General features: G+C 66.5%; 20 protein-coding genes and 3 pseudogenes. 16 read left to right on the forward strand and 7 right to left on the reverse strand.

Annotation, left to right across the window (positions count from 1 at the left end):
• The first annotated feature begins 13 nt into the window (after nucleotides 1-13).
• The 9 genes and pseudogenes from OG747_RS49330 (at nucleotide 14) to OG747_RS49370 (ending at nucleotide 7,832) form a co-directional block, all read left to right on the forward strand.
• Entirely contained in the window at nucleotides 14-1,798 is a 1,785-nt protein-coding gene (locus OG747_RS49330) for a reverse transcriptase domain-containing protein (RefSeq protein WP_331744292.1), read from the forward strand.
• Nucleotides 1,799-2,245: 447 nt separating this feature from the next.
• A complete protein-coding gene (ltrA, locus tag OG747_RS49335; protein ID WP_331744290.1) occupies nucleotides 2,246-3,673 on the forward strand; it encodes a group II intron reverse transcriptase/maturase in 1,428 nt (475 codons plus the stop codon).
• Between the two features lie 138 nt (nucleotides 3,674-3,811).
• Nucleotides 3,812-4,636, forward strand: coding sequence for an IS3 family transposase (locus OG747_RS49340; protein ID WP_331744288.1), 825 nt, complete (start codon nucleotides 3,812-3,814; stop codon nucleotides 4,634-4,636).
• A gap of 74 nt (nucleotides 4,637-4,710) precedes the next feature.
• A pseudogene (locus OG747_RS49345) lies at nucleotides 4,711-5,912 on the forward strand (IS30 family transposase).
• Nucleotides 5,913-5,964: 52 nt separating this feature from the next.
• Entirely contained in the window at nucleotides 5,965-6,216 is a 252-nt protein-coding gene (locus OG747_RS49350; protein WP_331744286.1) for an integrase core domain-containing protein, read from the forward strand.
• 339 nt (nucleotides 6,217-6,555) lie between these two features.
• The gene (locus OG747_RS49355) at nucleotides 6,556-6,795 is read left to right on the forward strand and encodes a hypothetical protein (protein ID WP_405886284.1); all 240 of its coding nucleotides are present in this window, start codon (nucleotides 6,556-6,558) and stop codon (nucleotides 6,793-6,795) included.
• Nucleotides 6,795-7,172 (forward strand): fic family toxin-antitoxin system, toxin component, encoded by a 378-nt coding sequence (locus tag OG747_RS49360; protein WP_331744281.1) that lies wholly within the window; start codon nucleotides 6,795-6,797, stop codon nucleotides 7,170-7,172. Before OG747_RS49355 ends, OG747_RS49360 begins: the two co-directional genes overlap by 1 nt.
• Before the next feature lie 178 nt (nucleotides 7,173-7,350).
• Entirely contained in the window at nucleotides 7,351-7,551 is a 201-nt protein-coding gene (locus tag OG747_RS49365; RefSeq protein WP_331744279.1) for a hypothetical protein, read from the forward strand.
• 38 nt (nucleotides 7,552-7,589) lie between these two features.
• The gene (locus OG747_RS49370) at nucleotides 7,590-7,832 is read left to right on the forward strand and encodes a hypothetical protein (RefSeq protein WP_331744277.1); all 243 of its coding nucleotides are present in this window, start codon (nucleotides 7,590-7,592) and stop codon (nucleotides 7,830-7,832) included.
• On the opposite strand, the gene OG747_RS49375 is transcribed toward OG747_RS49370, so the two are convergent.
• Nucleotides 7,814-8,404 (reverse strand): hypothetical protein, encoded by a 591-nt coding sequence (locus OG747_RS49375; protein ID WP_331744275.1) that lies wholly within the window; start codon nucleotides 8,402-8,404, stop codon nucleotides 7,814-7,816. The genes OG747_RS49370 and OG747_RS49375 overlap by 19 nt on opposite strands.
• Nucleotides 8,405-8,549: 145 nt before the next feature.
• Between OG747_RS49375 and OG747_RS49380 the strand changes: the two genes are divergently transcribed.
• Nucleotides 8,550-9,515, forward strand: a complete 966-nt coding sequence (locus OG747_RS49380; protein ID WP_331744272.1) for a thioredoxin domain-containing protein — start codon at nucleotides 8,550-8,552, stop codon at nucleotides 9,513-9,515.
• Nucleotides 9,516-9,715: 200 nt separating this feature from the next.
• Nucleotides 9,716-10,984 carry a hypothetical protein gene (locus OG747_RS49385; RefSeq protein WP_405886286.1) on the forward strand — a complete coding sequence of 423 codons (1,269 nt, stop codon included), beginning with the start codon at nucleotides 9,716-9,718 and terminating at the stop codon, nucleotides 10,982-10,984.
• A 641-nt stretch (nucleotides 10,985-11,625) separates the two neighbouring features.
• On the opposite strand, the pseudogene OG747_RS49390 reads toward OG747_RS49385, so the two are convergent.
• Nucleotides 11,626-12,629 (reverse strand): annotated as a pseudogene (locus OG747_RS49390) (IS5 family transposase).
• A 339-nt stretch (nucleotides 12,630-12,968) separates the two neighbouring features.
• On the opposite strand from OG747_RS49390, the gene OG747_RS49395 reads away from it, so the two are divergent.
• Complete coding sequence (locus OG747_RS49395) at nucleotides 12,969-16,064, forward strand: amino acid adenylation domain-containing protein (protein WP_331744267.1); 3,096 nt, start codon at nucleotides 12,969-12,971, stop codon at nucleotides 16,062-16,064.
• Nucleotides 16,065-16,252: 188 nt separating this feature from the next.
• Nucleotides 16,253-16,624, forward strand: coding sequence for a nuclear transport factor 2 family protein (locus OG747_RS49400; RefSeq protein WP_331744265.1), 372 nt, complete (start codon nucleotides 16,253-16,255; stop codon nucleotides 16,622-16,624).
• Nucleotides 16,625-16,641: 17 nt separating this feature from the next.
• On the opposite strand, the pseudogene OG747_RS49405 reads toward OG747_RS49400, so the two are convergent.
• The 3 genes and pseudogenes from OG747_RS49405 to OG747_RS49415 all read right to left on the reverse strand — a co-directional run bounded on the left by OG747_RS49405 (nucleotide 16,642) and on the right by OG747_RS49415 (nucleotide 19,440).
• A pseudogene (locus OG747_RS49405) lies at nucleotides 16,642-18,172 on the reverse strand (ISKra4 family transposase).
• A gap of 73 nt (nucleotides 18,173-18,245) precedes the next feature.
• Nucleotides 18,246-18,779, reverse strand: coding sequence for a hypothetical protein (locus OG747_RS49410; RefSeq protein ID WP_331744261.1), 534 nt, complete (start codon nucleotides 18,777-18,779; stop codon nucleotides 18,246-18,248).
• Between the two features lie 151 nt (nucleotides 18,780-18,930).
• On the reverse strand, nucleotides 18,931-19,440 hold the full coding sequence (locus tag OG747_RS49415; RefSeq protein ID WP_331744258.1) for a hypothetical protein: 510 nt from the start codon (nucleotides 19,438-19,440) through the stop codon (nucleotides 18,931-18,933).
• A 170-nt stretch (nucleotides 19,441-19,610) separates the two neighbouring features.
• Here OG747_RS49415 and OG747_RS49420 point away from each other — a divergent pair, with 170 nt between their 5' ends.
• Nucleotides 19,611-20,135, forward strand: a complete 525-nt coding sequence (locus tag OG747_RS49420) for a hypothetical protein (RefSeq protein WP_331744255.1) — start codon at nucleotides 19,611-19,613, stop codon at nucleotides 20,133-20,135.
• Nucleotides 20,136-20,207: 72 nt separating this feature from the next.
• Complete coding sequence (locus tag OG747_RS49425) at nucleotides 20,208-21,746, forward strand: ISKra4 family transposase (protein WP_331744251.1); 1,539 nt, start codon at nucleotides 20,208-20,210, stop codon at nucleotides 21,744-21,746.
• Nucleotides 21,747-21,889: 143 nt separating this feature from the next.
• Here OG747_RS49425 and OG747_RS49430 read toward each other — a convergent pair whose 3' ends face one another.
• Complete coding sequence (locus OG747_RS49430) at nucleotides 21,890-22,726, reverse strand: NmrA family NAD(P)-binding protein (protein WP_331744248.1); 837 nt, start codon at nucleotides 22,724-22,726, stop codon at nucleotides 21,890-21,892.
• On the opposite strand from OG747_RS49430, the gene OG747_RS49435 reads away from it, so the two are divergent.
• Nucleotides 22,725-23,021, forward strand: a complete 297-nt coding sequence (locus OG747_RS49435) for a hypothetical protein (protein ID WP_331744246.1) — start codon at nucleotides 22,725-22,727, stop codon at nucleotides 23,019-23,021. The genes OG747_RS49430 and OG747_RS49435 overlap by 2 nt on opposite strands.
• 15 nt (nucleotides 23,022-23,036) lie before the next feature.
• Here the strand turns inward: OG747_RS49435 and OG747_RS49440 are convergent, their stop codons facing one another.
• Nucleotides 23,037-23,669, reverse strand: coding sequence for an NAD(P)-binding oxidoreductase (locus OG747_RS49440; protein ID WP_331744243.1), 633 nt, complete (start codon nucleotides 23,667-23,669; stop codon nucleotides 23,037-23,039).
• Nucleotides 23,670-23,901 lie beyond the last annotated feature (232 nt).

Consider the following 23,901-nt stretch of genomic DNA (forward strand, 5'->3'; position numbering starts at 1 on the left):
GGAGGTCTGCGTAATGCAAAACGCCGAAACGGTGATGGGTGTCCTCCGTGAACGCGGTAGGTCTGGCCTGCCGTGCAACGAACTTTATCGACAATTATTCAACCCCGATCTGTATCTAATGGCCTACGGGCGTCTTTACTCCAACCACGGAGCGATGACTCCCGGGGTCGATGGGGAGACCGTGGATGGCATGTCGCTTGAGAAGATCGAGCGCACTATCGACGCACTGCGCCACGAGCGCTACCGATTCCAACCTGCGAAGCGGACTTACATCCCGAAGAAAAATGGGAAGAAAAGACCGTTAGGCTTGCCGTCATGGTCAGATAAGCTCGTCGGCGAAGTTATCCGCCTCCTCCTGGAGGCGTATTACGAACCACGATTCTCTGACAGTTCACACGGTTTCCGCCCTGGCCGAGGGTGCCATACGGCACTGACAGAAGTTGTCAATACCTGGGCTGGGGCAAACTGGTTCATCGAAGGGGATATCTCCGATTGTTTCGGATCGCTCGATCACGACGTCATGCTCGGGATTCTGGGTGAGAAGATTCACGATAACCGGTTCCTTCGGCTGTTGCGTCACATGCTGAAAGCCGGATACCTGGAGGACTGGATATGGAACGCCACGCTTAGCGGAGCCCCGCAAGGCGGAGTGGCGTCCCCAGTCCTATCCAATATCTATTTGGATCGGTTGGATAAATTTGTCGAGACCGTTCTGATACCGGAATACACCCGAGGGGCAGTCCGGAAGAACAATCCGGCCTACCGTCAGTTGATCAACGCAATCGCGCGTGCCCGCTACCGAGGCGACCGGGCCACGGTCCGGGAGCTGCGTAAGCAGCTACGCAGCCTGCCTAGCAAGGATCTTCACGATTCCGGCTACCGACGGCTGCGCTACGTAAGGTACGCAGACGATCATTTGCTCGGGTTCGTCGGACCGAAGGCCGAAGCAGAGGAAATCAAAGCACGCCTCGCGGCGTTCCTGCGTGATGATCTCAAGCTGGAACTCTCCGAGGACAAGACGCTTATTACCCATGGGCGGACCGGAGCGGCAAGATTCCTCGGCTACGAGATCACCGTCCAGCACAATCAGCAAAGGTTCACCGGTGGCCGCAGAGCGGTCAACGGCGTAATCGGTCTGCGTGTGCCCAAGGCGGCGATAAAGGCCAAGTGCGCCTCGTACATCGAGCGGGGACAGCCCGCGCGTCGGACCCAGATGGTAAACCTCGATGATCACTCAATCATCAGCAGGTATGGGGCCGAGTACAGAGGATACGTCCAGTTCTACCTGATGGCTGGCGACGTCCACCGACTGAACCGGCTCCTATGGGTCGCCCAGACCTCGATGCTCAAAACGCTTGCATGCAAGTACGACTCGACCGTGGCGAAGATGGCAGCCAAATACAAGGCCACCATCGACACTCCGCACGGTCCACGCGTGTGCATACAAGTGAGCACCGACCGAGGCGACGGCAGGAAACCACTGGTCGCACGTTTCGGCGGAATTCCTCTTAAGCGGCAGAAGAAAACGGTCCTTGATGACCGTCGGCCAGGCCCGGCTACCACCCACCGCAAGGAGCTGATCTTGCGGCTCCAGGCGCGGCGATGCGAACTATGCGAGCAACGGGCGGACGTCCACGTGCACCACGTCCGTAAGCTCGCTGACCTCGCAACCCCGGGACAGCCGCAGCCCGCATGGGCGCAAATCATGGCGAAAAAGCGACGAAAGACGCTTGTAGTCTGCGCCGCTTGCCACGACGAAATCCATGTGCGGCAACTAACCGCTGAATTCACGGAATAGTCACTGGAGAGCCGGATACTCGGAAACGGGTCCGTCCGGTTCGGAAGGGGGGCACTGGAAAAGGACCTGCTGAGCAGGCACCTCGCCAGTGTCCTACCTTGTGGATGCAGTACGCGGCTGCCCTACATGCGGGCCGCCGACTCCGGAATCCGAGAAATCTTCGGGTCCGGTGGCCGTGCCGAAGGACTGCGGCGTAGGCACGGCGAGGCTGCCGGGGCAAAGCAGGGCACCCATCCTGGCCGATCGGCACACAGGGAACGTGGGAACCATCCGAGACCGCCCCCGCACCGTCCTTCCAGGCCGGGAGCGGGGGCAAGCCCGTCGCCGGCTGGCGGTCTCGTGGTGGGGCGGAGGCCCAGTAGTAGTCCGAGCGCGCGAAAGGCGCGTACATGGCGAAGGGGGCCAGCAATTCGGCAGTGCGGAAGCTGGAATGCCAGGAGGTCGTTGGTGAATACCGACGAGCTGGAGGAGGTCGCGTATGTGGCCGAACGCCGGGTACTGAAGATCCAGGCCAAGCTGCACCGTTGGGCGGCGGAGGATCCTCTCCGCCGGTTTGATGACCTGCACAATCTCGTCTGCGACCCGGCCTTCCTGCTTGCAGGGTGGATGCGGGTGCGGAGCAACAAGGGTGCGCGCACGGCCGGAGTGGACGGCGTGACTGCCCATTACATCGAGGACGTGCGCGGACTGGAGGGCTTCCTTACGGAGTTGCGGGCCGAGTTGAAGGCCCGCACCTTCCGGCCCTTGCCGGTGCGGCAGCGTGGGATTCCCAAGGAGGGCGGCAAGGTCCGCTACCTGGGGATCAACACGATCCGCGACCGGGTAGTCCAGGCGTCCTTGAAACTGGTCCTGGAGCCGATCTTCGAGGCGGACTTCCTCCCGTGTTCCTACGGGTTCCGTCCCGGGCGCCGGGCCCATGACGCGATCGCCGAGAGTCACTATCTGACCTCCCGCTCCTACGAGTGGGTGGTTGAGGGCGATATTGAGGCGTGCTTCGACAACATCGGGCATGCACCCGTTCTGCGACGGATGCGGGCCCGGGTCGGGGACAAGCGCGTGATGGATCTGGTGAAGGCGTTCCTCAAGGCCGGGATCCTCACAGAGGACTCCGGGCTGAAGGAGTCGAGGGCCGGTGCACCGCAAGGCGGGATCTTGTCACCCGTGATCTCCAACATCGCCCTGTCCGTACTGGACGAGGCGATCGCGGCGGGACCGGGAGGACCAGGAGCCACCCGCAGTCGCAGGGCCCACCGGCGGGCAACGGGCAAGGCCAACTACCGGATCTGCCGGTACGCGGACGACTTTCTCGTGCTCGTCGCCGGGACCCGCAAGGATGCGATCAGCATCCGGGACTGGGTGGCCGAGGTGCTCTCCCCGATGGGCCTGCGCCTGTCACCGGAGAAGACGAAGATCACGCACATCGACGAGGGCCTGGACTTCCTCGGCTGGCGTCTCCAGCGCCACCGGAAGAAGGGCACCAATCGGCACTATGTCTACACCTACCCGTCCAAGAAGGCGCTCGCGTCGGTCAAGGACAAGGTGCGCAACGTGTGCCGACAGGACACCAATCTGCCGCTGGAAGTCCTGCTGCACCGCCTCAACCGGGTGCTGCGGGGCTGGACCGCCTACTTCCGTTTTGGCGTCTCGCACGCCACCTTCCGATACCTGCGCCATTTCGTCTGGCAGCGGGTCATCAAGTGGCTGCGAAGGAAGTTCCGCCGGAGCACCTGGAAGGACCTGCGCCGCCGCTATTGCGGGGGCCGCTGGTGGCCCGTCACGGACGAGGTGCGGCTGTTCGACCCCGCCAGGGTGAAGACCATCCGCTACCTCTACCGGGGAACGAAGATCCCCACCCCGTGGCCCAGCACCGGCTGAAGAACACCGCCCAATCGGGGCTTGTGGAGCGCCCGTTGCTCGGGAACGGGCACGGCGGGTGCGGAGGGCGGCCCGGGGAAACGGGCTGGTCGCAAGGCCAGCACCGCGCCCTGGGCCGACCCTACTCCTCTGGGTGAAGTGACCGAGACGGACCCGGCCGCCCTGGCCGCGTTCATCGGTAACCAGAAGACCGAGCACCGTGTCCCGCACCGTCTGGCCTGCCAGGTCCTGGAAGTGTCGGAGTCCTGGTTCTACAAGTGGCGCGACAAACCCAACACCGCGCGGGAGGTCCGGCGCGGACAGCTGGCCGACGCGATCCGGCAGATCTTCGAGAGCTCCGGCGCTACCTACGGTTCCCCCAAGGTCTGGCTCATCCTGGTCCGCGAGGGCTGGAGGGTCTCGGTGAACACCATCGCCCGCCTGATGTCCGAACTCGGCCTGGCCGGACGGAAGATCCGCCGCCGGCGCGGGCTGACCCGGCCCGGCAAACGGTCGGCGGCCCCGGACTTCGTGCGGCGGGACTTCACCGCGGACGCTCCGGACCAGGTGTGGTGCGGCGATATGACCGAGATCACCACCGGTGAGGGCAAGCTCTACCTGGCCACCGTCATCGACCTGTTCTCGCGTCGGCTGCTCGGCTACGCGATGGGGGCACGCCATGACGCCGAACTGGTCGTGGCGTCCTTGAATATGGCCGCGGCCACCCGCGGCGGTGACGTGCAGGGCGTGATTTTCCACAGCGACCGCGGCAGCGAAGGCGGATTCAACTGGTCGTCGCAACACCTTGATCACGGAGGTGCGCGATGGGGCGAGATGAGAAGAAGGTGCCGAAGTTGCCTGCGGGTGCGCGACGGCAGTGGGCGGCGGATCGGGCGTTGCGACCGTCGATGCGTTCGCCAGGCCGACCGGAGCCGTCTCGTGCGGTGCAGCGGGACTTCTGGCGGCGGATCGCGTCGGGAGTGACGACGGCAGAGGCCGCGGTGGCTGTTGGCGTTTCATGGCCGGTCGGATCCCGGTGGTTCCGTCACGCTGGCGGCATGCCGCCGATCAGCCTGGATGAGCCCACGGGCCGCTACCTGTCGTTCGCCGAGCGTGAGGAGATCGCGCTGCTGCGCGCCCAGGAGATCGGCGTGCGCGAGATCGCCCGCAGGATCGGACGCGACCCGGGCACGATCTCACGCGAGCTGCGCCGCAACGCGGCGACCCGGAGTGGCAAGTCGGTTTACCGGGCTCTGGTGGCGCAGTGGAAGGCGCAGCAGGCCGCGAAGCGTCCGAAGACCGCGAAACTCGTAGGCAACGACAGGTTGCGTGAGTACGTGCAGGATCGGCTCGCCGGCAGTGTCCGTCGACCCGACGGCACGATCGTCACCGGGCCTGAGACCCGCGCGCCTGGAAGGGCTTGAACAAGCCGCATCGGCAGGACAGGCGATGGGCGATGGCGTGGAGCCCGGAACAGATCTCGCACCGACTTGGTGCCGACTTCCCCGATGATGAGTCCATGCGCATCAGCCACGAAGCGATCTATCAGTCGCTGTTCATTGAGGGCCGTGGCGCGCTCAAGCGGGAACTGGTCGCATGTCTGCGCACTGGCCGGGCGCTGCGGACTCCCCGTTCCCGGTCGCAGAACAAGCCGCAGGGGCATGTCACCGCGGAGGTCGTCCTCAGTGAACGCCCCGCCGAGGCTGCGGACCGTGCGGTCCCCGGACACTGGGAAGGAGATTTGATCATCGGGACGGGACGATCCGCGATCGGCACGCTTGTCGAGCGCAGCAGCCGCTCCACGCTCCTCGTGCACCTGCCTCGGCTCGAGGGCTGGGGCGAGAATCCGCCCGTGAAGAACGGTCCCTCGCTCGGGGGCTATGGCGCCATCGCGATGAACACGGCGCTTACGGCATCGATGGCGCAGTTGCCCGAGCAGCTGCGCAAAACCCTCACCTGGGACCGCGGAAAGGAACTCTCGGGCCACGCCCAGTTCGCCGTCGAAACCGGGACGAAGGTGTTCTTCGCCGATCCGCACTCGCCCTGGCAACGACCGACGAACGAGAACACGAACGGGCTGCTGCGTCAGTACTTCCCGAAGGGCACCGATCTGTCCCGGTGGTCGTCCGCAGACCTCGAAGCCGTCGCCCTGGCGATCAACAACCGGCCCCGCAAGACCCTCGGTTGGCGGACACCAGCCGAGGTCTTCGAGGAGCAACTACGCTCACTACAACAGCCCGGTGTTGCAACGACCGGTTGAACTCGCCCAATACGGGTCCCGGCGCTTTCGCCGGGCCTGTCGCCGCTTGGGCGTGACCCAGTCCATGGGCCGCGTCGGGTCGTGTTTCGACAACGCCGTCAGCGAGGCGTTCAACAGCGTGCTCAAGGTCGAGTACGTCCACCGGCACACGTTCGCCACCCGCACCGAGGCCCGGCTGCGGATCGCGACCTGGATCACCGGCTTCTACAACACACACCGACTACACAGCGTGTGTGGGTATCAGAGTCCGATCGACTACGAGCACGACCATCGAGCCAACTCCGCCCTGGAGCTGGCCGCTTAGAAGATCTCCACAGTTCGAGGGGATTGACAATCGTGCGTACAGGTCCATGCCGCAGACGACCTCGCCGGCATGGCCTTACGCAGCGATCTTGCTCGCACTTCCCAACCTGGCGGCCGGGTCGTCGTGGGGCGCCGGGCGGCACGGTATCTGTCCAGGACTTCCCATATCGCCCCGCGGTGCCAGTCGCCAGCGGGCTGCGCTGGTCGGCGTGAGCAGACGGCTGCCGAAGGCATGATTCCCGTCATCGCCCGGGACCCTGCGCAGTCCGGGCGCGGGTGCGTTTTGCCGTCAGCGCGGAGGAACTCCCACCCGATGGTAACGGCTGTTACCATCGGAGGTATGGCGAAGAAACAGTTGGGCGCGCGCGTCGAGAACGAGATCGCGGAACTCGCCAAGGCTCGCGCCAAGGACCGCGGCCTGCCCCTGGGGGACTACATCGCCGCCCTTGTCCTGGACGACGCCGAAGGGCTGCGCCGACGGAGCCTGGACGCGGCACGCCGCTTCCTCGACGAGCACCGGGATGTCTTCGACGAGGCCGAAGACAGTGACCGCCACGCCCCGGGGGCGCACGCCGCGTAATGGACCTGTACATCGACGTCCCCTGGATCCTGCAGGTCGCCGAGATCGCGGGCGTGGAGGATCCCGCCCCTGATGATTACGGGGTGCCAGTGGCCGCGGTGGCTGGCCACCGGGCCGAGCTGCTGGAAACACCCGTCTATGACGGCCCCTACGCCCGCGCCGCCGCCCTGGTGCACATCCTCGGCCGCTGCCGCTGGCTGGAGCATTCCAACCTGGCCGTCGCCGCCGCAACGGGCGTGATGTATCTGGAGGCCTCTGGCATGCCGGTCAAGCCCACCAGGGAGGAAGCCGTCGCCCTGCGCGACCTGCTGCGTGATCCTGGCTGTACCGCCAAGAGGATCGCCGAGTTGCTGCGCGCCTGGCCGCAGGCCACCTGAGAAGCCGCCCCCGGTGTCGAGGCGCGCCCTGCCCTCGTGACGCTGGTGGCGGGCGACACCGGTTTGCCCCCGCCCTGCTGGCGACGATGGACCAGCCGAAGGTCCTCGGCCCCCGTCTGCACACCTATTCCCATGCCGGCGCCATCGAGGACGGCGTGCTGGCCGACTACCTACTCGTGTGCCCACCGTCACCGACGGCGAAAGCACGGCGCTCACCGCCCCGGACGCCGGACCCACCGCACGTCGCACCACCGCCCTGCACCTGGCCGTCCTCAAAGCCATGCGCCACCAGAATCTGCGCCACGTCATCGTGTACTTCCAGCAGATCGCCGACGCCGCCGACTTCGCCCGCCAGTCCCCCGCACCCTGCGCACCCTGACCCCCGACCAGCGCCCCGACTGGGCGGACGAGCTGAGCGTGCAGTCGATCAATGGCACCCACAAACCCCACCGGCGCGCCGACATCCTCGCCCGCTTCGCCGACGCCGACCGCGGGGTGCTGACCAACGCCCAGGTCCTCGGAGAAGGCGTCGGCCTCATCTGGAACTGTCAGGTCTTGCTGCTGGTCAGCTTCTTCTTGATAGTGAGGAACGTAAGGCACGATCGTGAATCGGTGCCACCGGCAAGCAGCTACTGGCCGGTTCACAGCCCGAGGTGGTGACGCACAGGGCCGAGTGCTGTCTGGAGGTCGTGGAGGTCAGTCGGGTCGGCGTGAGGGTTGAGCGAGGCGGCCAGATGCGGTGATGTGAAGTCCTTGCGGCCCTCGGGGTTGGTGGCTCGTAGATAGCGGAACCGGTTTCTCATATGGTCCAGCCCGGCGGGTCCGGACCTCTCCAGGATGTCGAGCATGTTGTTGAAGGTGGTCAGGACAGGGTCTCGCCACCACGTGTAGCGCACGCCTGGTGGAACGGGGAGATCGGCTGGCGGACCGAACAGAGCGAGCAAAGGATGGTCCTGGCTGTTGCCGAGCCACGCGCGCAGGACCGGCACGGCCTGCGCTTCCTCTTCACACTTGGCCGCCGTGCCGGTGTCGGCCGCACGATTCGCCGACTGCGCCTCGCTGCTCACGAAATGCTCTGCATCCGTCATGCCCCCATTCTTCGGTAGAGGTATGACATTCGGCTCGCCCGGGGGTAGCTCCGGCATGCTGCGGCGCCACATCTGCGACAGCTTCCGCTGCGATCCGGCTTCGGCCCGTTGCACCTGCCGCTCCAGCTGGGGCACGGCGCTCATGGCCACTCCAACTTCGAGGCGTCCCACCGGAGGCTGGCGAGGCCGATCCCCTACCTCGGGAGTGACGGTCCCTCAAGGGAATGGCGTGGGCGTTTGTCGTACCGATGATCTAAGGTCGCGCTGTTCTCTGGGGAGGGGATGACGCATGGTGCGTGGGGGACGGTGGGCTGTGCTGTGCGCGGCCGCGGTGCTGATGCTGGCGGGGTGCGGGCAGCGGGCGGCGGAGGCCAAGCCTGGGTTCGAGAGCGCGGAGAAGCTGCCGGAGAAGCTCGGAAAGGACGGCACCACCATCCTGGTGGGCGATCCGGACGCGAAGATGACCGTGCACCTGTACGAGGATCCGCGCTGTCCGTACTGCGAGAAGTTCGAGACCACCGGCGGTTCCTCGAAGTTGCGGGATGCGATGCTCGACCGCCGGACGAGAACCGAGTACACCCTGGCCTCCTTCCTGGACGACCGGGCCGGCGGCAGCGGCTCGAAGAAGGCGGTCAACGCACTGCGCGCCGCACTGGAGCAGGGCAAGTTCGTGGAGTACCACGAAGTGCTCTACGCCAACCAGCCCGAGGAGAGCGCCGACGGCTACACCGACGCCTATCTGCTGGAACTGGCCGACAAGGTAGAAGGCCTGCGCGGCCCGGAGTTCAACGCGGCCGTGAAGAACATGAAGTACCGCTCCTTCGTCACCGCCTCCGAGAAAGCGTACGAGCGGGCCGGAGGCGCAAAGGACCCCGAAGGACCGGGAACGCCCACCGCTGTGATCAACGGCAAGCAGATCCCGACGAAGTACAACGGCCTGCTCTACGACAGCGATGCCTTCGCCGAACTGCTGCAGCAGATCTACGCCAAGCCCTGGGAATGGGAAGAGACCTCCTCGGACTGGGGCGCCGTGTTTGAGGACCCGGACCAGTTCAAGGCCGCTCAGCAGAAGCTCGACAGCATCCGAGCGGAATCAGGAGCACGCCTGAAGCAGGCCGCTGATGCCCTCAGCACACCTCTGCAGGGCGGTGGTCCAGCGGCCGCGAAGGAGGCGGGCGGCCACGGAGCCGCGGACCGGCGCAGCCAGAACCCAATGCCGCCGACCGGCGGTCAGCGTGGTGCGGCTCGGGGTTAGAGTTCCACCCGGTCCGTTCAGTGAATCTACGTAAAGCCCCTTCAAACGTAAGGACGTTGATGAGACGTAATTCCCTCACCGGCTTAGCCGCAGTGTTCGTTTCGGCTGCGGGTCTGGCCGCATCGCTGCTGGGCGCCGGCCCGGCCGGTGCTGTTTCCGGCCAGCCGGTGATCACTCTTGACGCGCCGACGCCGGCGGCCTTGCCGGCTGCTCCTGCCACAGCGGGCGTGTACTTCGACTTCCACACCAAGACCAAAAACCTGACGGCACACGATGCCACGCTGACCGTGGACGCCCGGGGCCTGTCGAAGATCGCCAAGGTGGAGTTCTCGAGCAACTGCACCGCCCATGGCCTGGTCGCCACGTGCTCGGAGTCGTTCGAGTCAGGCTCCAACCCGAACATCGGCCTCGGGTCCATGACCCGGTTGACCCTGACGGCGCTCAGGGGCAGCCGACTGGGCGCCACGGGAACGTACAAGATCACCGGCCGGTCCGCGCATGCGCAGATCGTGGGCGGCACGGGATCGGTCACCGTGGGAGGGCCGTCCTTCGGCCTCGACCGCCTCGCCGATCACACCAACCTGAAGGTCGGCAGCAATGTTGCCGAACCGGTCCGGTTCACCAACGTGGGCAACCGTCCGGCCCGCGGTGTGCAGACTGTCCTGGCCGCCTCACCCGGCCTGGACTTCGCCGACCACTACTCCAACTGCAAGTACGGGTTCAACGGCGCGATCCACTTCGCGGAGTGCTACCCCAAGGACGCCATCAACATCGGAGAGACGGCTGCCCTGGCCGCCCCGGTGCGCCTGCATGTGAGCTCCACCGCTCTCAACACCTACCTCGACGCGCTCACCGCGCCTCTCGGTCAGCCGGGCTGGCCGGACGGCCAGGGCATCAGGTGGACGTGGGGCAAGGGGTCCGCGCTCAAGCTGAAGGTGATCAAGGCGGGCCGGCGGTCCTCGGCCCCGGCGGGCTCCGTCTCCCTGCCGCAGACGGGCACCGTCACCGACTACTGGGTCGCCACCCTGAGGGCCCGCAACACAGCCGATTTCGCCGTCTCCGGCGCGAGTGCTCAAGCCGGGGCGGGCACAACCGCGACCCTCGCCTTCCACCTGACTGCCAACGGTCCGGCGACCCTGTACGACCGCAGCGGCGGTGAGGGAGTGCCCACCGCCTGGGTGACGCTCCCGCCAGGCACCACCGCCGTCGGTCATTCGGCCAACTGCGCCCCGTGGCAGGAGAACAACCCAACCGCCGAGGCAAAGGGACCGTACGTCTGCAGGCTGCCAGGCATCATCGTGCCCAAGGGACAGGTCACCAACTTCGCCCTGACCCTCCGGGTCGACGACGTGGTCACACCGGCCAAGGGCGGCGTCCAGTTGGTCTGGGGTCCGGATCCGGCCGACTCCCACCGGCCTGATTTCGATCCGAACAGCCGCAACGACTCCGCCGTCCTCACCGTGAACTGAGCCACGGTCCATGACGGGAACCCGGACGGTGGTGCCGGCGCCCCTTCCTCCCCCGTCATGGTCGAGCGACCTCTTTGCCGCCGTCCGCGATATGTAAGCCGATGCCGGGCAGCGCCTGCTCGGCATCGGCGCGCGAGGCACCGCTGAGTAGGCCCGGAGCGCGGCACCGAGATTACTCCCAGCTCGTTTCTCCGGACCTCTCGCCGACCCACTCAACGAGCGGGGCCCCGTCGGCGTCACGCCGCCGCGGCCTGCTTCGCCAGCGCCGCGAGCGGGGAGCGCCGCCCCTTGGGGACCGCGCGCAACTTAGGAACAGTTGGGCTGTCTCAGCGGCTGCGGTGTCTCAGCCGTGGCGGCAACGTCGAGGCGTGGGTATCAACTGGATCGCCGAGTGATCTGTCTCAGATGGGGTTGGGCAACTTCATCCTTGCGTGGCGGAGATGGACGGCTGGAACCGTCGCGCGAGGTCAGCATCGCGCGGCACACCCTCTGAGGTCTTACCGGTCGCATTGGTGTGGAGATCCCGTAGTGAAGTCGAGTGATCCCCCAGGTGGCGTTATCTCTGGCCGATAATTGGACATGTGTGCCAGCACTGTGAAGGCGGCAAACGGGCAACTACTAGGGCGCGTATCTGGTTTTGATCAAGGGGTGGCCCGCGCGAGCTCCTTGATCCAGATCATCGAGCCGCGCAGGTGGACTCCGGCGAGGTAGCTCTTGGGTGTCTTGTCGTAGCGGGTGGCGATGCCTCTCCACGCCTTGAGCTTGTTGATCAGACGCTCGACTGTGTTCCGCTCTTTGTAGAGCGCGGTGTCGTGGCTGACGGGCCGGCCGCCCCGGCTGCCCTTCTTCTTGCGGTTGGCGGCCTGGTCCTTCTTCTCCGGGATGACCGCCTTGATGCGTCGTTTGCGCAGGTAGGAGCGATTGCCGCGGGACGAGTAGGCCTTGTCGCCGGCAGCAGCGTCGGGCCGGGTCCGGGGGCGGCCGACCGGCCCGGGCACCCGGACTTTCTTGAGTACCGGGATGAACTGCGGGCTGTCCGCCGCCTGGCCGGCGGTCAGGACGAAGACCAGCGGGCGGCACTTGCGGTCGGCGGCGACGTGGATCTTGCCGGTCTGCCCGCCCCTCGAGCGTCCGAGCAGGGCTGCTTTCAGGCGGGCCTTGTGCCGGCGCCGGATACGTCGCCGTTCCTCCCGCTCGGGATCAGCTAAAGCACCCTGCCCGTCTTGTCCTTCCGGACTGCCCCCTTTTGGCGGGCATTCTCCTCCTCGGCGGCCGCCTTCTCCAAGGCGGCCATGACCTCTTGACCGAGGTGCATCCCGGCAGCGTCGTGGTGAGCCCGGGCGGTGGTGGAATCCACACTGACCAGGGACAAGTCCACCTCACCCCGCTTCGCGGCCTCCGCGATCATCCCCTCCAGAAGCGCCTCGAAGACCCCGGCGTCCCGCCACTGCCGGAACCGGTTGGACACAGTCGTCCAGGCGCCGAACTCACTCGGCACCTCACGCCACTGCGCACCCGCCCTGAACCGCCAGATCACTCCCTCGAACTGCTGCCGCAGCCGCTCCGGGTACGGACCCCGCTCGCCGACCGGCAGGTACGGCTCGATCAACGCCCACTCGGCATCAGTCAGTTGCGCACGCGTCATACACGACGATCTACCGGATCCACCCCACCGCGCGGGCCAGATCCGGCAGATTGATCGAAACCAGATACGCGCCCTAGACGAGTCATTCCGATGTGATCAGTGGTCGTAAGCGATCAAGGACCGCGTGACGGGCTGGCCGGTCTTGTGGTTGTGCCAGAGTGCGTCCTGAACGTGAAGGGGAGCTTGGTGTAGGAATAGCTGCTCGATGCGATGCTCGCCCTGTCTGCGTTCCCGGACGCACCGTCAGCATTCGGAATGACTCGTCTAGGAGAACCCCCAACACCCAGGGGTCGACAATGCTCAGGTCTGGCTAAACGGTGGCCAGGTCAGGAGGCCATGATGAGTCCCATCTCTGAGCAACAGCACGGCTACCGCAGGGCGATGTCCGCCGGCGAGTGGCTGTACGCCGGCTTGGCTCCCCGTAACTCCAACATGGTTCAGTACGTGGTGGAGGGCGCGGGGACGATGGACGAGTCGCGGCTGGCCGACGCTGTGGCTCGCGCCTCGGAGGCCAGTCCTGGTACCCGGCTGGTGCGTGACGGCCGCCATCTCGTCGATGGTGGTGTTCCCCCACGTGTCCGGGTCATGGAGGCGGGCTCGTTCGACGCACGCCTGCTGGACTCGCCCGCGTTGCGGGACGTACTACGTAGTCCGGGCGCCACGTTCGAGGTGCTTCTCTTCCCGGGCGGCGTGAAGGGTCCGGACTCTGCCGAGGCGTCCGTCACGGTCGTCTTCCGGGCCTCGCACGGCGTGACGGACGCCCGTGGGCTGATGCTGTGGATCGAGGACGTGTTCGGGGTCTTGCGGGGATCGGAGCCGTTGGGTGCCCCGTCCACCCTGAGCAGGGACGAGTTCGTCCAAGACCTGGACTTGCCCGGCGGGCTTCCGCCGGTCTCCCGAAACGTCGCTGAACTGGCGTGGTCCTCGCCGCTGGGCCGACTGCCTCGCAAGCCTTCTGGAATAGTCTGGCGCCGGCGATCCGTCGACGGAAGCCACCCGGCGGCGACGGCGAAGGTGGCCGCCGCGGTGGCCGAGGTATACGGCCCGGACGGCAACGGCCGCTTCCTGGTACCCGTCGACCTGCGCCGACACGCACCCGGGATCCGTTCCACGGCCTGGCTGTCGCAGGCGTTCGTGCTGGACGTCAATGCCGGGGACAGCTGGCAGGAGGTGCACGGACACGCCATCAAGGCACTCGCCGACGGTGCGGAACTGGCGGTGCGCACGGACCCGAAGATGCTGAAGACCCCGCTGCCGCTGATCCGGATGTTCACCTCGGCCGTCGGCCGGGCGGCTGTACGGAAGAATCGGTACTCGGCGCTGTCTCTCGTCACGCATCTCGGCACCTACGATCCGGCGTCCTTCGACGCGGGTGACTTCAAGGCGACATCCTTGTACGCGCTGGGCGGTACGGGCCCCGGGGCCCCGCCCTCGATCGACATGATCGAGAGCGGTGGCCGAACCGAGGTGACCGTGACGTGGCAGGACGGACCCGGTGTCGCGGAGCGGGCGCAGGCGCTGCTGGATGTTGTCGAGGAGGCCCTGTCGCCCCGGACCAACAGGGTATGGGTGGGTAACGACACCGCGCGCGAGCTTGCGTCGAGTGCCTCGGTGGTGCGGCGCTTCCGAGAGCAGGTGTGGCGCACGCCGGACCGTATCGCGCTGAGCGGACCCGAAGGGTCGGTGACCTACCGCGAGTTGAGCCGACAGGCCGATGCGGTGGCCATGGCGCTGAGGAACCGGGGCGTGGGTCCCGGCGCGATAGTAGGGCTGCTCGCTGATCGTTCGGTAGCCCTGGTGGCGGGCTTGTGGGGAATCCTGCGTGCGGGTGCCTGCTACCTACCGTTGGACGCACAGCACCCGGACGCCCGGCTGTCCGGCCTGTTGTCGGATGCTGCGGCGGCATACTGCCTGGTGCAGGAGGTCCACGGGCAACGGGAGGTCGTACCGGAGGGGTGTGAGCGACTGTCGCTCGACCGACTGACGGCGTCTGCGGACCCGGAGAATGGCGATGAACCGCCGTTCGCGGACATTGAAGTGTCCCCGGATGACCTGGTGTACGTGATCTACACCTCCGGCTCGACCGGCCGGCCCAAGGGTGTGCAGATCGAGCACCGCAGTCTGACGCACTATGTCGATTGGGCCACACGCGAGTTCGGGGTGGACGCGGACACGCGGCTGCCGTTGATCACCTCTCCGTCGTTCGACGTCACGGGCACCTCGATCTTCCTGCCTCTGCTGGCCGGTGGCGAAGTCGTCTTGATGCCGCAGGAGCCGAGCCATCTGTCGCTGCGGCAGTTGTTGCAGTCCTCCGGTGCCACCATGCTCAACCTGACACCGTCCCACCTGGACCTCATCGGGCAGCTCGACATCGCACCGGCCGGTTACCGCAGTGTGGTCGTCGTCGGCGAGCAACTGCGTGTGGAAGTCGCCGCGCGCGCCCAGGAGATGTTCGGGCCGCAGTGCCGGATCATCAATCTTTACGGTCCCACCGAGGCGACGATCGGCTGCACCACCCACACCTTCAGGGTTGGCGACGACACCGGCATCGGCGTACCGATCGGGGTGCCGGGAGACAACACCAGCGTGCATCTGCTGGACCCAGGCCGCCGTTTCGTGGCACCGGGGGACGTCGGGGAAATGTACCTGGGCGGCGTACAACTGGCCCGTGGATACCTGGGCCGTCCCGACCTGGACCGCGAACGCTTCGTCCGACTCGCCGACGGCAGCCGCGTCTACCGGACCGGCGACCTCGCCCGCGTCACGCCTTCAGGTGACCTGGAGTTCATCGGACGCATCGATGACCAGGTGAAAGTGCGAGGCCACCGGGTCGAACCGACCGAGGTGGCGCGAACGCTTGAGGACCATCCAGGAGTGACCCGGGCGGTGGTGATCGCCAAAGCCCGGCGAGGAAGCACCTCGAAGGCGTTGCACGCGTACGTGGTCACCGACCTTGGAGCGGACGAACAGGACACCGTGGTTGCGGAGTTGGCGGCGTACGCCGCAGAGCGCCTGCCTGGGTACATGGTTCCCGCGACGATCACGGCGTTGCCCGCGCTTCCCTACACGGTGAGCGGCAAGGTCGACACGAAGGCACTTCCGGACGCTTTCGTGGAGGTTCAAGGGGCCGATGCGGGCGCGGTTGCGGAGGGGCCCATTGACCCGGTGGAGGAAGCTGTGGTCGAGGTATGGGAACGGACCCTCGGGGTGGAGCGCTCCCGGCTGGAAGGACGCTCGGACTTCCACCAGTTGGGCGGGGACTCGCTGTCCCTACTTACCATGATCGCCGGGGTTTGCCAGTCCGTGTTGGACGCCGAGGGAGAGGAGGCCTTCATGGCGGAACTGGCACAGATCGTGGGAGAGCCGACGCTGGATCAGGTCGTCGCCCTGTGCCGGAAGGTGACTTCATCACTGAACGCGGCAGGTCGCTCCTGATCCCATCGCGACCAGCGAGTCCGCCCCGGTCAAGACAGCGGCCGCCAGCAGCGCGAGGACGTAAACCAGAGTTGGGTGTGGCTCGTCTTGAGGGAGGATGAGTCGGGCTGCCACCTGGGTGGTGGAGATGGGTAAAGTTGTGACGGCCGCGCGCGAGTGTCGAGATGATGGATGCCGTGATGGATCGGATGTCTCTGAAATCTGAACTCGTGTCGTTCATGCGCGAGTACGAGTCGGCGAACAACAACCACGACATCGAGTGTGTCGTGCCGTTCATTGCCGAGGACGCCAGCTACTGGTTCTCGGACGGTTCATATCAGGGTATAGAGGAGATTCGATCCGCGGTCGAGAAGACGTTTTCGACCATCCTCGACGAGGTGTATGAGGTCCGGGACTTGAAGTGGCCCGTGCTTACAACCGATGTGGCCGTGTGCCGCTATCGGTTCGCGTGGACCGGTGTCGTTGAAGGCGAACCACGCTCCGGTCAGGGGCGGGGCACCAACGTCATCGTGCGGCGGAACGGCGTGTGGATGATGCTCCATGAGCATCTGAGCAGCTGATCCCTTCCGGCGGGTGATCAGGCGGTGAGAGTGTATTCGGCCTGGTCAGCGGTTTGGTATAGGCGTTCGTGTTCGCGGGTGACGTGGTAGCGCCAGTAGGCGTCGAAGTCGTTGTTGTTGTGGACGGCGCGGAGTTTGAGGACGGCTTCGGCGCCGGCCAGGCCCCAACGGGCGCCGGAGATGTCGAGTCGGTCGGCGATCAGATGGCGGCACGCGCCCTCGATCACGCCGGTCGCGATCGGCCAGCCCTGGGCGAGTGCCTGGTCGTAGCGCAGGAACTCTGCCTTGCCGGTCAGGTAGCGGACGCACGCATCGGCGCCGCGGCGCTGATCACCTTTCAGCCCGGCCCTGTCCGCCTGGGCGGTGATCGCCTCGGAGGCCCGGCCGCAGTCGCCGGCGAGGATCGCCAGTGCGTGGACGGCCACCCAGTCCTCGGCCGCCGGATCACCGGCGTCGTGGAAGCACCACGCCGCAGTCCACAGATATTCCAGGACGTGGACGATGTCGATGACGACGCTGATCGGGGTATCACGGCGGGCGGCCTCGGCCTGGATCAGCTCCAGTTGGTGAACGGCGCCGTCGACGAGCACGACCCACGGCCGCCGACGACCGGGATCGCGGGATCCGGCCTGGTCGAAAGCGCGGGAGATGACGGCGGCGGGGTCATCGACGACCGACCCGGACAGCCACTTGTTCCGCGCCGTGGGGCCCGGACGCAGTGTCCGGTCCCCGTGCCGGCCGCCGGGCGGGGCGATCACATCGTGCGGGCGGCGGCCGGCCGGTTCGGTGTCGTAGACGCAGGCGAGGGTGGCCATCCGCTTCCTCGTGGGTTTCTCCCCCGAGGCCAGCCGGGTGCGGAAACGGCCGCCTCCCCGTGCGGCGGCGGCTTTCCTCGTGGCGGGCCGCAGCGCGTCGGGCCGCATCACGATCCCCTTGCCGTCCACGGACATCACCAGCACCGTCGAGGAGGTGGACGGCAGGGCAATCCGTTGCGCGTAGAAGGAGTCGATGTCGGCGGCCGCGTCCACGACAGCCTGCTCGATCTGCCGTTTGCCGATCACCGGCCCGCGCCTTCGGCCGATCGCTGCGGTGGCGGCGTCGAACGAGCCGCGGGCGGCCTCGATCGCCGCCAGCCGGACCAGGCAGTGACTGTCGATGGTGCGGCAGTGACAGTGCCACGTCAGCGGGGTGGAGGTTGCTCACGCCCGGCGCCCGCCACGCGCACCGCCGCACGACCACCGTGCCGAACAGCGTGGCCAGCAGCCGCCGATGTCCGTACTCGACCCGCGTGCGCGTGACACCGTCGGGACCAGTCGGCGGGTGGGGGTGGGTTCGGGCGGCGTCCTTCTCCCGGATCGCACGCAGCTCAAGGTGGTCCGACAGAAGCTGCCGCAGGAAATCCCGACCACGGATGTCGAGGAGTTCTTCCAGCTCATCATGGTGCAGTGCATTGGCCGCCGGATCGGTGAGATCCGCAACGAGCGAGGTGAATAAACGAGTTGAACGGTCAAAGGGGTCAGCACTCGAAGGCGTGTCGTACGGTTCCACGGGGCTCTTCTTCCGGACACGTTTGGTTGGCACCTTCGAATCTAGGCAGGAGAGCCCCGCTCCCGTCGCGGCTTCACGATTCCACCCCGCCCTCCCGGCCGGCCGGAGTGAAACGGCCCGGCCCGTCCTCGAACAGCCAGCCGCGTTCCACCAGCCGTTTCAGCTTCGAACGCAGCCCCTCGACCTTCGACTTGTCCGTACTCAGCCCGGCCGCGGCGGCCACCTGGGCAGCCCGCAACGGCTGCCCGGCGTCGACCAGGACCTCAACAATGTCCTGATAGGCCCTCGGCAGCACCGACACAGCGATACCCGGGCGCCACGGCGGCACCGTCAGTACCCCGATCGGCGAAGCGGGAGCGACAACGGCAGACGAGGGCCCCGGCCCCGCGGTCACCACAGCATCCGCGACCGGCCCGGCCACCGACTGATCCGTACCCGCCCCGCCGAGGATCTCGGAAACCGTCTCCCGGGCGATCTCCAGCCGGGACAGTCGCTCCTCAGCCACTGCCAGACGCTCGTTCAACAACCCGATCTCACGGCGGATCCCGGCTACTTCCTCCCGCGCCGCCGCCTCACGCCGGTGCAGCTCTTCGATCAACGAACTCATCCGGCATCGCCTCACTCCCACCCGAAACGGTAGAAGCTACCGGACCCCCACAACAGGCCGACTCACAACTTCGCAGGTCAGCACGTCACTTCAGAAGAGCCGCACCCACCAGAGTTGGGTGCGGATCCTTTGAAGTGATGCTCGACTCGGGTCAGTGACCGCCTTCGTGCTGTGGTCGTTTGCTCAGCAGCTGGCGGGCAGCCTCGACCGCTTCTCGGTTGAGCTGTTCACGTGAGACGCCCCAGTTCTCTTCCCAGCCGTCCAGATTGTGTGCGCAGTGGACGAGTGGCTCCAAGTCGCCTGGATAACCGAGGTCGTAGGCGATGTCTGCCAAGATGAGGTGTGTGCCGGTGGCCGGATGGAGAGACCCGTCCGCCATCTGGCCGGCGATCCAATAGGCCATCGCCCACTTCGCAGCCCGGGGGTCGGCAGGCGGGTGAAAGGCCAGCCCCAGCTCCTCCAGCACCTGGTCGAAGAGAGCAGGTGCTTCGGGTTCCTCGCTACGCAGAAGCCCCGCGAGCATGGCGAGGGACGGGGCCTCGACTCCGGCGATCAGGGCGTCCACCCCGGCCTGAATGAGGCGGTCAGATCCGACGTGCCTTCCGAATGCCCTCTCACGCGCAATGTGGCTGAACTGCTTGAGTGCCTCGTCGTGCGTCATCTGGGCCTTTCCTACCGGCGTCTGGAGACGGCAGCCTCGCATCTGGGGCGCATCAGCGCCAACGGGTTCCGGTGTACTTCCTACTCGGGGCGGTTGGCCTGGGAAGACGCTGATTGGCGTGTGGTCGGCGCCGTCGTACTTCTACCGTGGCAGGGTGGAGGTGGGGCGCCATGGTGTCTTTGCTGGAAGAACTTCAGTTGCGGGAGGCCGCCGCTCGACAGCGAGTGGAGGAACTTCAGGCTGAAGCTGCGGAGTTGGCCGTTCGGCTGGAGAAGGCGCGGGAGAATCTTTCGCGGTTGGAGATCACGCGGGAGACCGTCGCGCAGGTGTTGGCGGAGCTCTCGGCTGCAGAGGCCGAACCAGAGGTTCCGGCCAGGGATGCGCCAGAACCGAACGAGACAACGGCACCTCACGGCGTCGGGGTGATGATGGTACCGCCATGGCGGGAGGGCCTGGTCGTGGCGGTACTGCCGGATATGTACCGGGACATCGTGGAGATCATCGCTGACTCGCCGGGACCATTGCAGGCCAAGCAGATCGTGCCGCGGATCGGGCTGCCGACGACGACCGGGAAGATCGAAGGGACCCGAGGCAAGCTGAAGCGGCTGGTGGAGCGAGGCTGGCTGGACGAGGACGTGCCGGGACAGTTCGCCCTCGCCCGCCGAGGCCCGGGGCGGGACCGGGCCAACTCCTAGTGACCAAGGGGCTCTTCTCCGTAGATTCGAAGGTGCCAACCAGAACGAATCACTGCCGAAGAAGAGCCCTCGATGGAACCGTACGACGCCTTGTCCCAGCCTGACCCGTACTCCACCTCCCGTGATGCCTTCGAACACCTCATCTCGACGCTGGCCGGCGCCCCGGCGGCGGAAATGTCCCACGACGAACTGGAAGCTCAGCTCGAACAGCTGGGACGCGAGCTGCTCCGGCAGCTGATGCAGGACCACCTTGATCTGCGAGCCAGGAAGGAGGAAGACGCCGTGCGTGCGGACGGAGGGCAGCCCGTGGTTCTCGGGCCGGAAGGACTGCCGCGGGCCTGGCAGGAGAGGGGGCACCGTCGCTGGCTGACCTGCGTGTTCGGGCCAGTGCGAGTGACCCGGATCGCCTACCGCGGCCGAGGCGTGCCCAACGTGCACCCGGCGGATGCAGCATCGTCGTTGCCCGCGGGCCGGCACTCACGCGGTCTGGTCCGGCTCGCGGTCCTGGAAGCGGTGCGCGGCTCGTTCGACCAAGCCGCCGCCGCGATCGAGCGACGGTGCGGGAAGGTACTGGGCAAGCGCCGCCTCAAAGAACTGGTGGTCGCCGCCGCCGTCGACACGGCCGCCTACTACGCGGTGAAGATCCCCACCCCGTGCACCCGCGAGATGCCGCTGGTCATCCAGATCGACGGGAAGGGCGTGGTGATGCGGCCCGAAGCCCTGCGCGAAGCCACCCGCCAGGCCGCGGCCAAGACCGCGGCGGCCGGGCGGCGCGGACGCCTGGCTCCGGGAGAGAAACCCAACCGCAAACGCATGGCGACGGTGGCCTGCGTCTTCGATACCGCTCCCGCTCCGCGTCGGCCGCACGACATCATCCACCCACCCGGCGGCCGCAGCGAGATACGGCCGCCGCGGCCGGGCCCGAAAGCACAGCAGAAATGGTGCACCGCCTCGGTGATCCGTCCCCCGGAACAGGTCGTCGCCGACGCCTTTGCCCAGGCCGAGGCCCGCGACCCGCAGCATCTGCGCGATTGGATCGTGCTCGTCGACGGCGCCCGCCACCAACTCGACCTGATCCGCGCCGAAGCCGCCCGCCGCGGCATCCGCCCCCACGTCCTGCTCGACTTCGTCCACGTCGCCGAGTACTGCTGGACGGCCGTGCACGCCTTCCACCCGCCCGGCAGCCGCGAGGCCGAAACCTGGGCCGCGGACAAACTCACCGCAATCCTCGCCGGACACGCCGACCGCGCTGCCACCGAGATGACCGCCCAGGCCGCAGCCGAACAGCTTCCCGCCGCCCGCCGCGAGGCAGTGATCACCTGCCACCGCTACCTCACCGGCCATCTCGACCAACTCCGCTACGACACCGCCCTCGCGGCCGGCTGGCCGATCGCCACTGGCGCCGTCGAAGGCGCCTGCCGCCACCTGATCGCTGACCGCCTCGACATCACCGGGGCCCGCTGGGGCCTCGACGGTGCCGAAGCCGTCCTCCAACTCCGCGCGCTGATCACGAATGGAGACTTCGAGAACTACTGGATCTTCCATGCGGCTCGCGAACATCAACGCCTCTACCCCAGCCCTGACCAGCAGGACTACAGCCTCACGGCTTGATCCCGACCGTCACTTCAGAGGATCCGCACCCAAAAGCGTTTGGGTGTAGACCGCTACGAGTGACCTTTCGAGTGGTTTACGACCGTGTCCTGATGTGTTGTGATGTCCGGGTTTCTAACGTGTCCAATTGCTGGTCTTTACGCTCAGGTGAATGCCGCGATGTGGTCGGCGATGAAGGTGCGCAGCGAGCGCGGCGCGGCGCCGGTGATCGCTGCGACCTCGTCAGACAGCCATGCTGCGTCGCCCTCGGCGATCAGTCCGAAGGCCTGGGCGTTGGAGGTCGCGACTGTTTCGGGTAGGCCGGCTTGGACCATCGCCGCCCGGTGCTCGGCGGGAGTGGTCCGCCGGTATTCGATCTCGTAACCGAGCGCGTCGGACAGTTCCTTGGCGACGTCGTTGTAGGTGATCAGGTCCGGGCCGGTCAGCCAGTAGGTTCGGCCGGCGTGCACCGTCGCCTCGGCGGCCACCGTTGCGGCGGTGGCGGCGACGTCGCGGGTATCGATCATGCCGACCTGGCCGTCGCCGGCGGACATCACGAACCTGCCCGACTGTTTGATCACCGGAGCCAGGGCGAGGAGGTTTTGCATGTAGGCGTTCGCCCGCAGCAGCGTGTAGGAGAGTCCGGAGGTCTCCAGGTACGCCTCGATCCGCGCCTGGCCGCGGCGGCGCTCGACCGGGGAATCGTCCGACGCCTTGCTCGTGATCTTGATGATGTGACGTACGCCTTCGCGCACCGCACTGGCGATGACCGCGATCTCCTGGGCGGGAATGGCCGGGCTGACCAGGATGACGGTCTCGATGCCGCGCATGGCCGCGTCGAGCGTGTCCGGGCGTTCGAAGTCGCCGGTGATGATCTCGACGTCGGCCCTGGGCGCGCGGGCTGCGTCGCGTACCAGCGCCCTGGTGGGTTGGTGCTGCGCGCCGAGCAGCCGGGCGGCTTCGGAGCCGACGTTTCCGGACGCGCCGGTTACCAGAATCATGGTGTTCTCCCTCGCAAAAGGTCAGAGTGCGGAGATGCATCCGGCGTCGACGGCGAGGACGGTGCCGGTTCGGTCGGACCTGCTCACCGGCGAGGTAGGCGATGACATGGGCGACCTCGTCCGGCTCCTCCGCCCGACCCAGGGGCTGGCGGCCGCGAAAGTGTCGAGCATCTCGCCCATGGATTTGGTGACCTCGGTGCGGCTCGGCCTGAGCGCGACGGCGTTGATGCACACGCTGGCCGGACCGTACTCGGCCTCCCACGACCGGGTCAGCGCCTCGATCGGTGTTTCTTAGGCCTGCATCAGTTACCTATTTGGCGTCAGTGACTACGGCGATCTGACGGATGAAGGTGTCTTCCACGGCGGAGTGGAGGAGGAAGTCGGCGACGTTTACGCGAGAGGTGGAGGGGAAGATCGGCAATTTCGTGACGTCCGCGAGCGCGACGGCGTTGTAGCGGGTGCTGTGACCGTTGTTCAACGCTCCGGGGTATTCGAGGGTCCATTTCAGATCGCTGGCCCTCAAGAGCACTTCCGATGCCGCTTTGTCTGTGTAGGTTCTCCGAAGCACGGTTCGGAAAATGGGGCCGACGAGGAATGAGGCTTTGGCGAGGGAGTCGCCGACTCCGAACGCCGACAGGATGACGAAACGGTCAACGCCTGATGTTTTCGCGGATGCGATGACTGCGCGGACGGTGTCGGTGATCAGCGTTGGGGTCTCGCGGGCGTTTTTCACTCCGAGCGTGCTGATGATCGCGTCGTGGCCTCGGGCTGCAGTCGCGATCACGGTGGCGTCGGTGACGTCGCCGCTGACGATTTGAGCGCGCGGATCAACGGTGGCGTCGGCCCGCCGAACGAGGGCAGTGACCTGGTGTCCCTGGTCGAGTGCCTTTTTCATGAGGAGGACGCCGGTGCGCCCGGTCGCTCCAAGGACAAGAAACTTCACGATACTTCGCTCTCTATCAAAGGATGAATGGGCGTGCCGGTGTTGCGGCCAATCGGCAAGGGCCCGATTCTCGCCCATGCGCTGTCGGCCCCTCAGGTCTCTACCGGTGGCGGCGGCCCGTGCAGCAACGGCCCAGCTCGTCTGGGCCCGTGCACTGCGGCAATCAGCCGCCCATCACCGGAACATCGTCAGGATCATCTACTAATCTAGTCAATGAAACTGACTATGCCAA

It is taken from the genome of Streptomyces sp. NBC_01384, from assembly GCF_045040035.1.
In the GTDB taxonomy this organism is placed as follows: domain Bacteria; phylum Actinomycetota; class Actinomycetes; order Streptomycetales; family Streptomycetaceae; genus Streptomyces.

Excerpts from the sequence above, each read along its gene's own strand:
- OG747_RS49330 (WP_331744292.1), top strand. The coding sequence starts at position 14 with ATGCAAAACGCCGAAACGGTGATGGGTGTCCTCCGTGAACGCGGTAGG.
- OG747_RS49355 (WP_405886284.1), top strand. The coding sequence starts at position 6,556 with ATGGCGAAGAAACAGTTGGGCGCGCGCGTCGAGAACGAGATCGCGGAA.
- OG747_RS49360 (WP_331744281.1), top strand. The coding sequence starts at position 6,795 with ATGGACCTGTACATCGACGTCCCCTGGATCCTGCAGGTCGCCGAGATC.
- OG747_RS49375 (WP_331744275.1), bottom strand. The coding sequence starts at position 8,404 with ATGAGCGCCGTGCCCCAGCTGGAGCGGCAGGTGCAACGGGCCGAAGCC.
- OG747_RS49380 (WP_331744272.1), top strand. The coding sequence starts at position 8,550 with ATGGTGCGTGGGGGACGGTGGGCTGTGCTGTGCGCGGCCGCGGTGCTG.
- OG747_RS49395 (WP_331744267.1), top strand. The coding sequence starts at position 12,969 with ATGAGTCCCATCTCTGAGCAACAGCACGGCTACCGCAGGGCGATGTCC.
- OG747_RS49400 (WP_331744265.1), top strand. The coding sequence starts at position 16,253 with ATGTCTCTGAAATCTGAACTCGTGTCGTTCATGCGCGAGTACGAGTCG.
- OG747_RS49410 (WP_331744261.1), bottom strand. The coding sequence starts at position 18,779 with ATGAGTTCGTTGATCGAAGAGCTGCACCGGCGTGAGGCGGCGGCGCGG.
- OG747_RS49415 (WP_331744258.1), bottom strand. The coding sequence starts at position 19,440 with ATGACGCACGACGAGGCACTCAAGCAGTTCAGCCACATTGCGCGTGAG.
- OG747_RS49420 (WP_331744255.1), top strand. The coding sequence starts at position 19,611 with ATGGTGTCTTTGCTGGAAGAACTTCAGTTGCGGGAGGCCGCCGCTCGA.
- OG747_RS49425 (WP_331744251.1), top strand. The coding sequence starts at position 20,208 with ATGGAACCGTACGACGCCTTGTCCCAGCCTGACCCGTACTCCACCTCC.
- OG747_RS49435 (WP_331744246.1), top strand. The coding sequence starts at position 22,725 with ATGGTGTTCTCCCTCGCAAAAGGTCAGAGTGCGGAGATGCATCCGGCG.
- OG747_RS49430 (WP_331744248.1), bottom strand. The coding sequence starts at position 22,726 with ATGATTCTGGTAACCGGCGCGTCCGGAAACGTCGGCTCCGAAGCCGCC.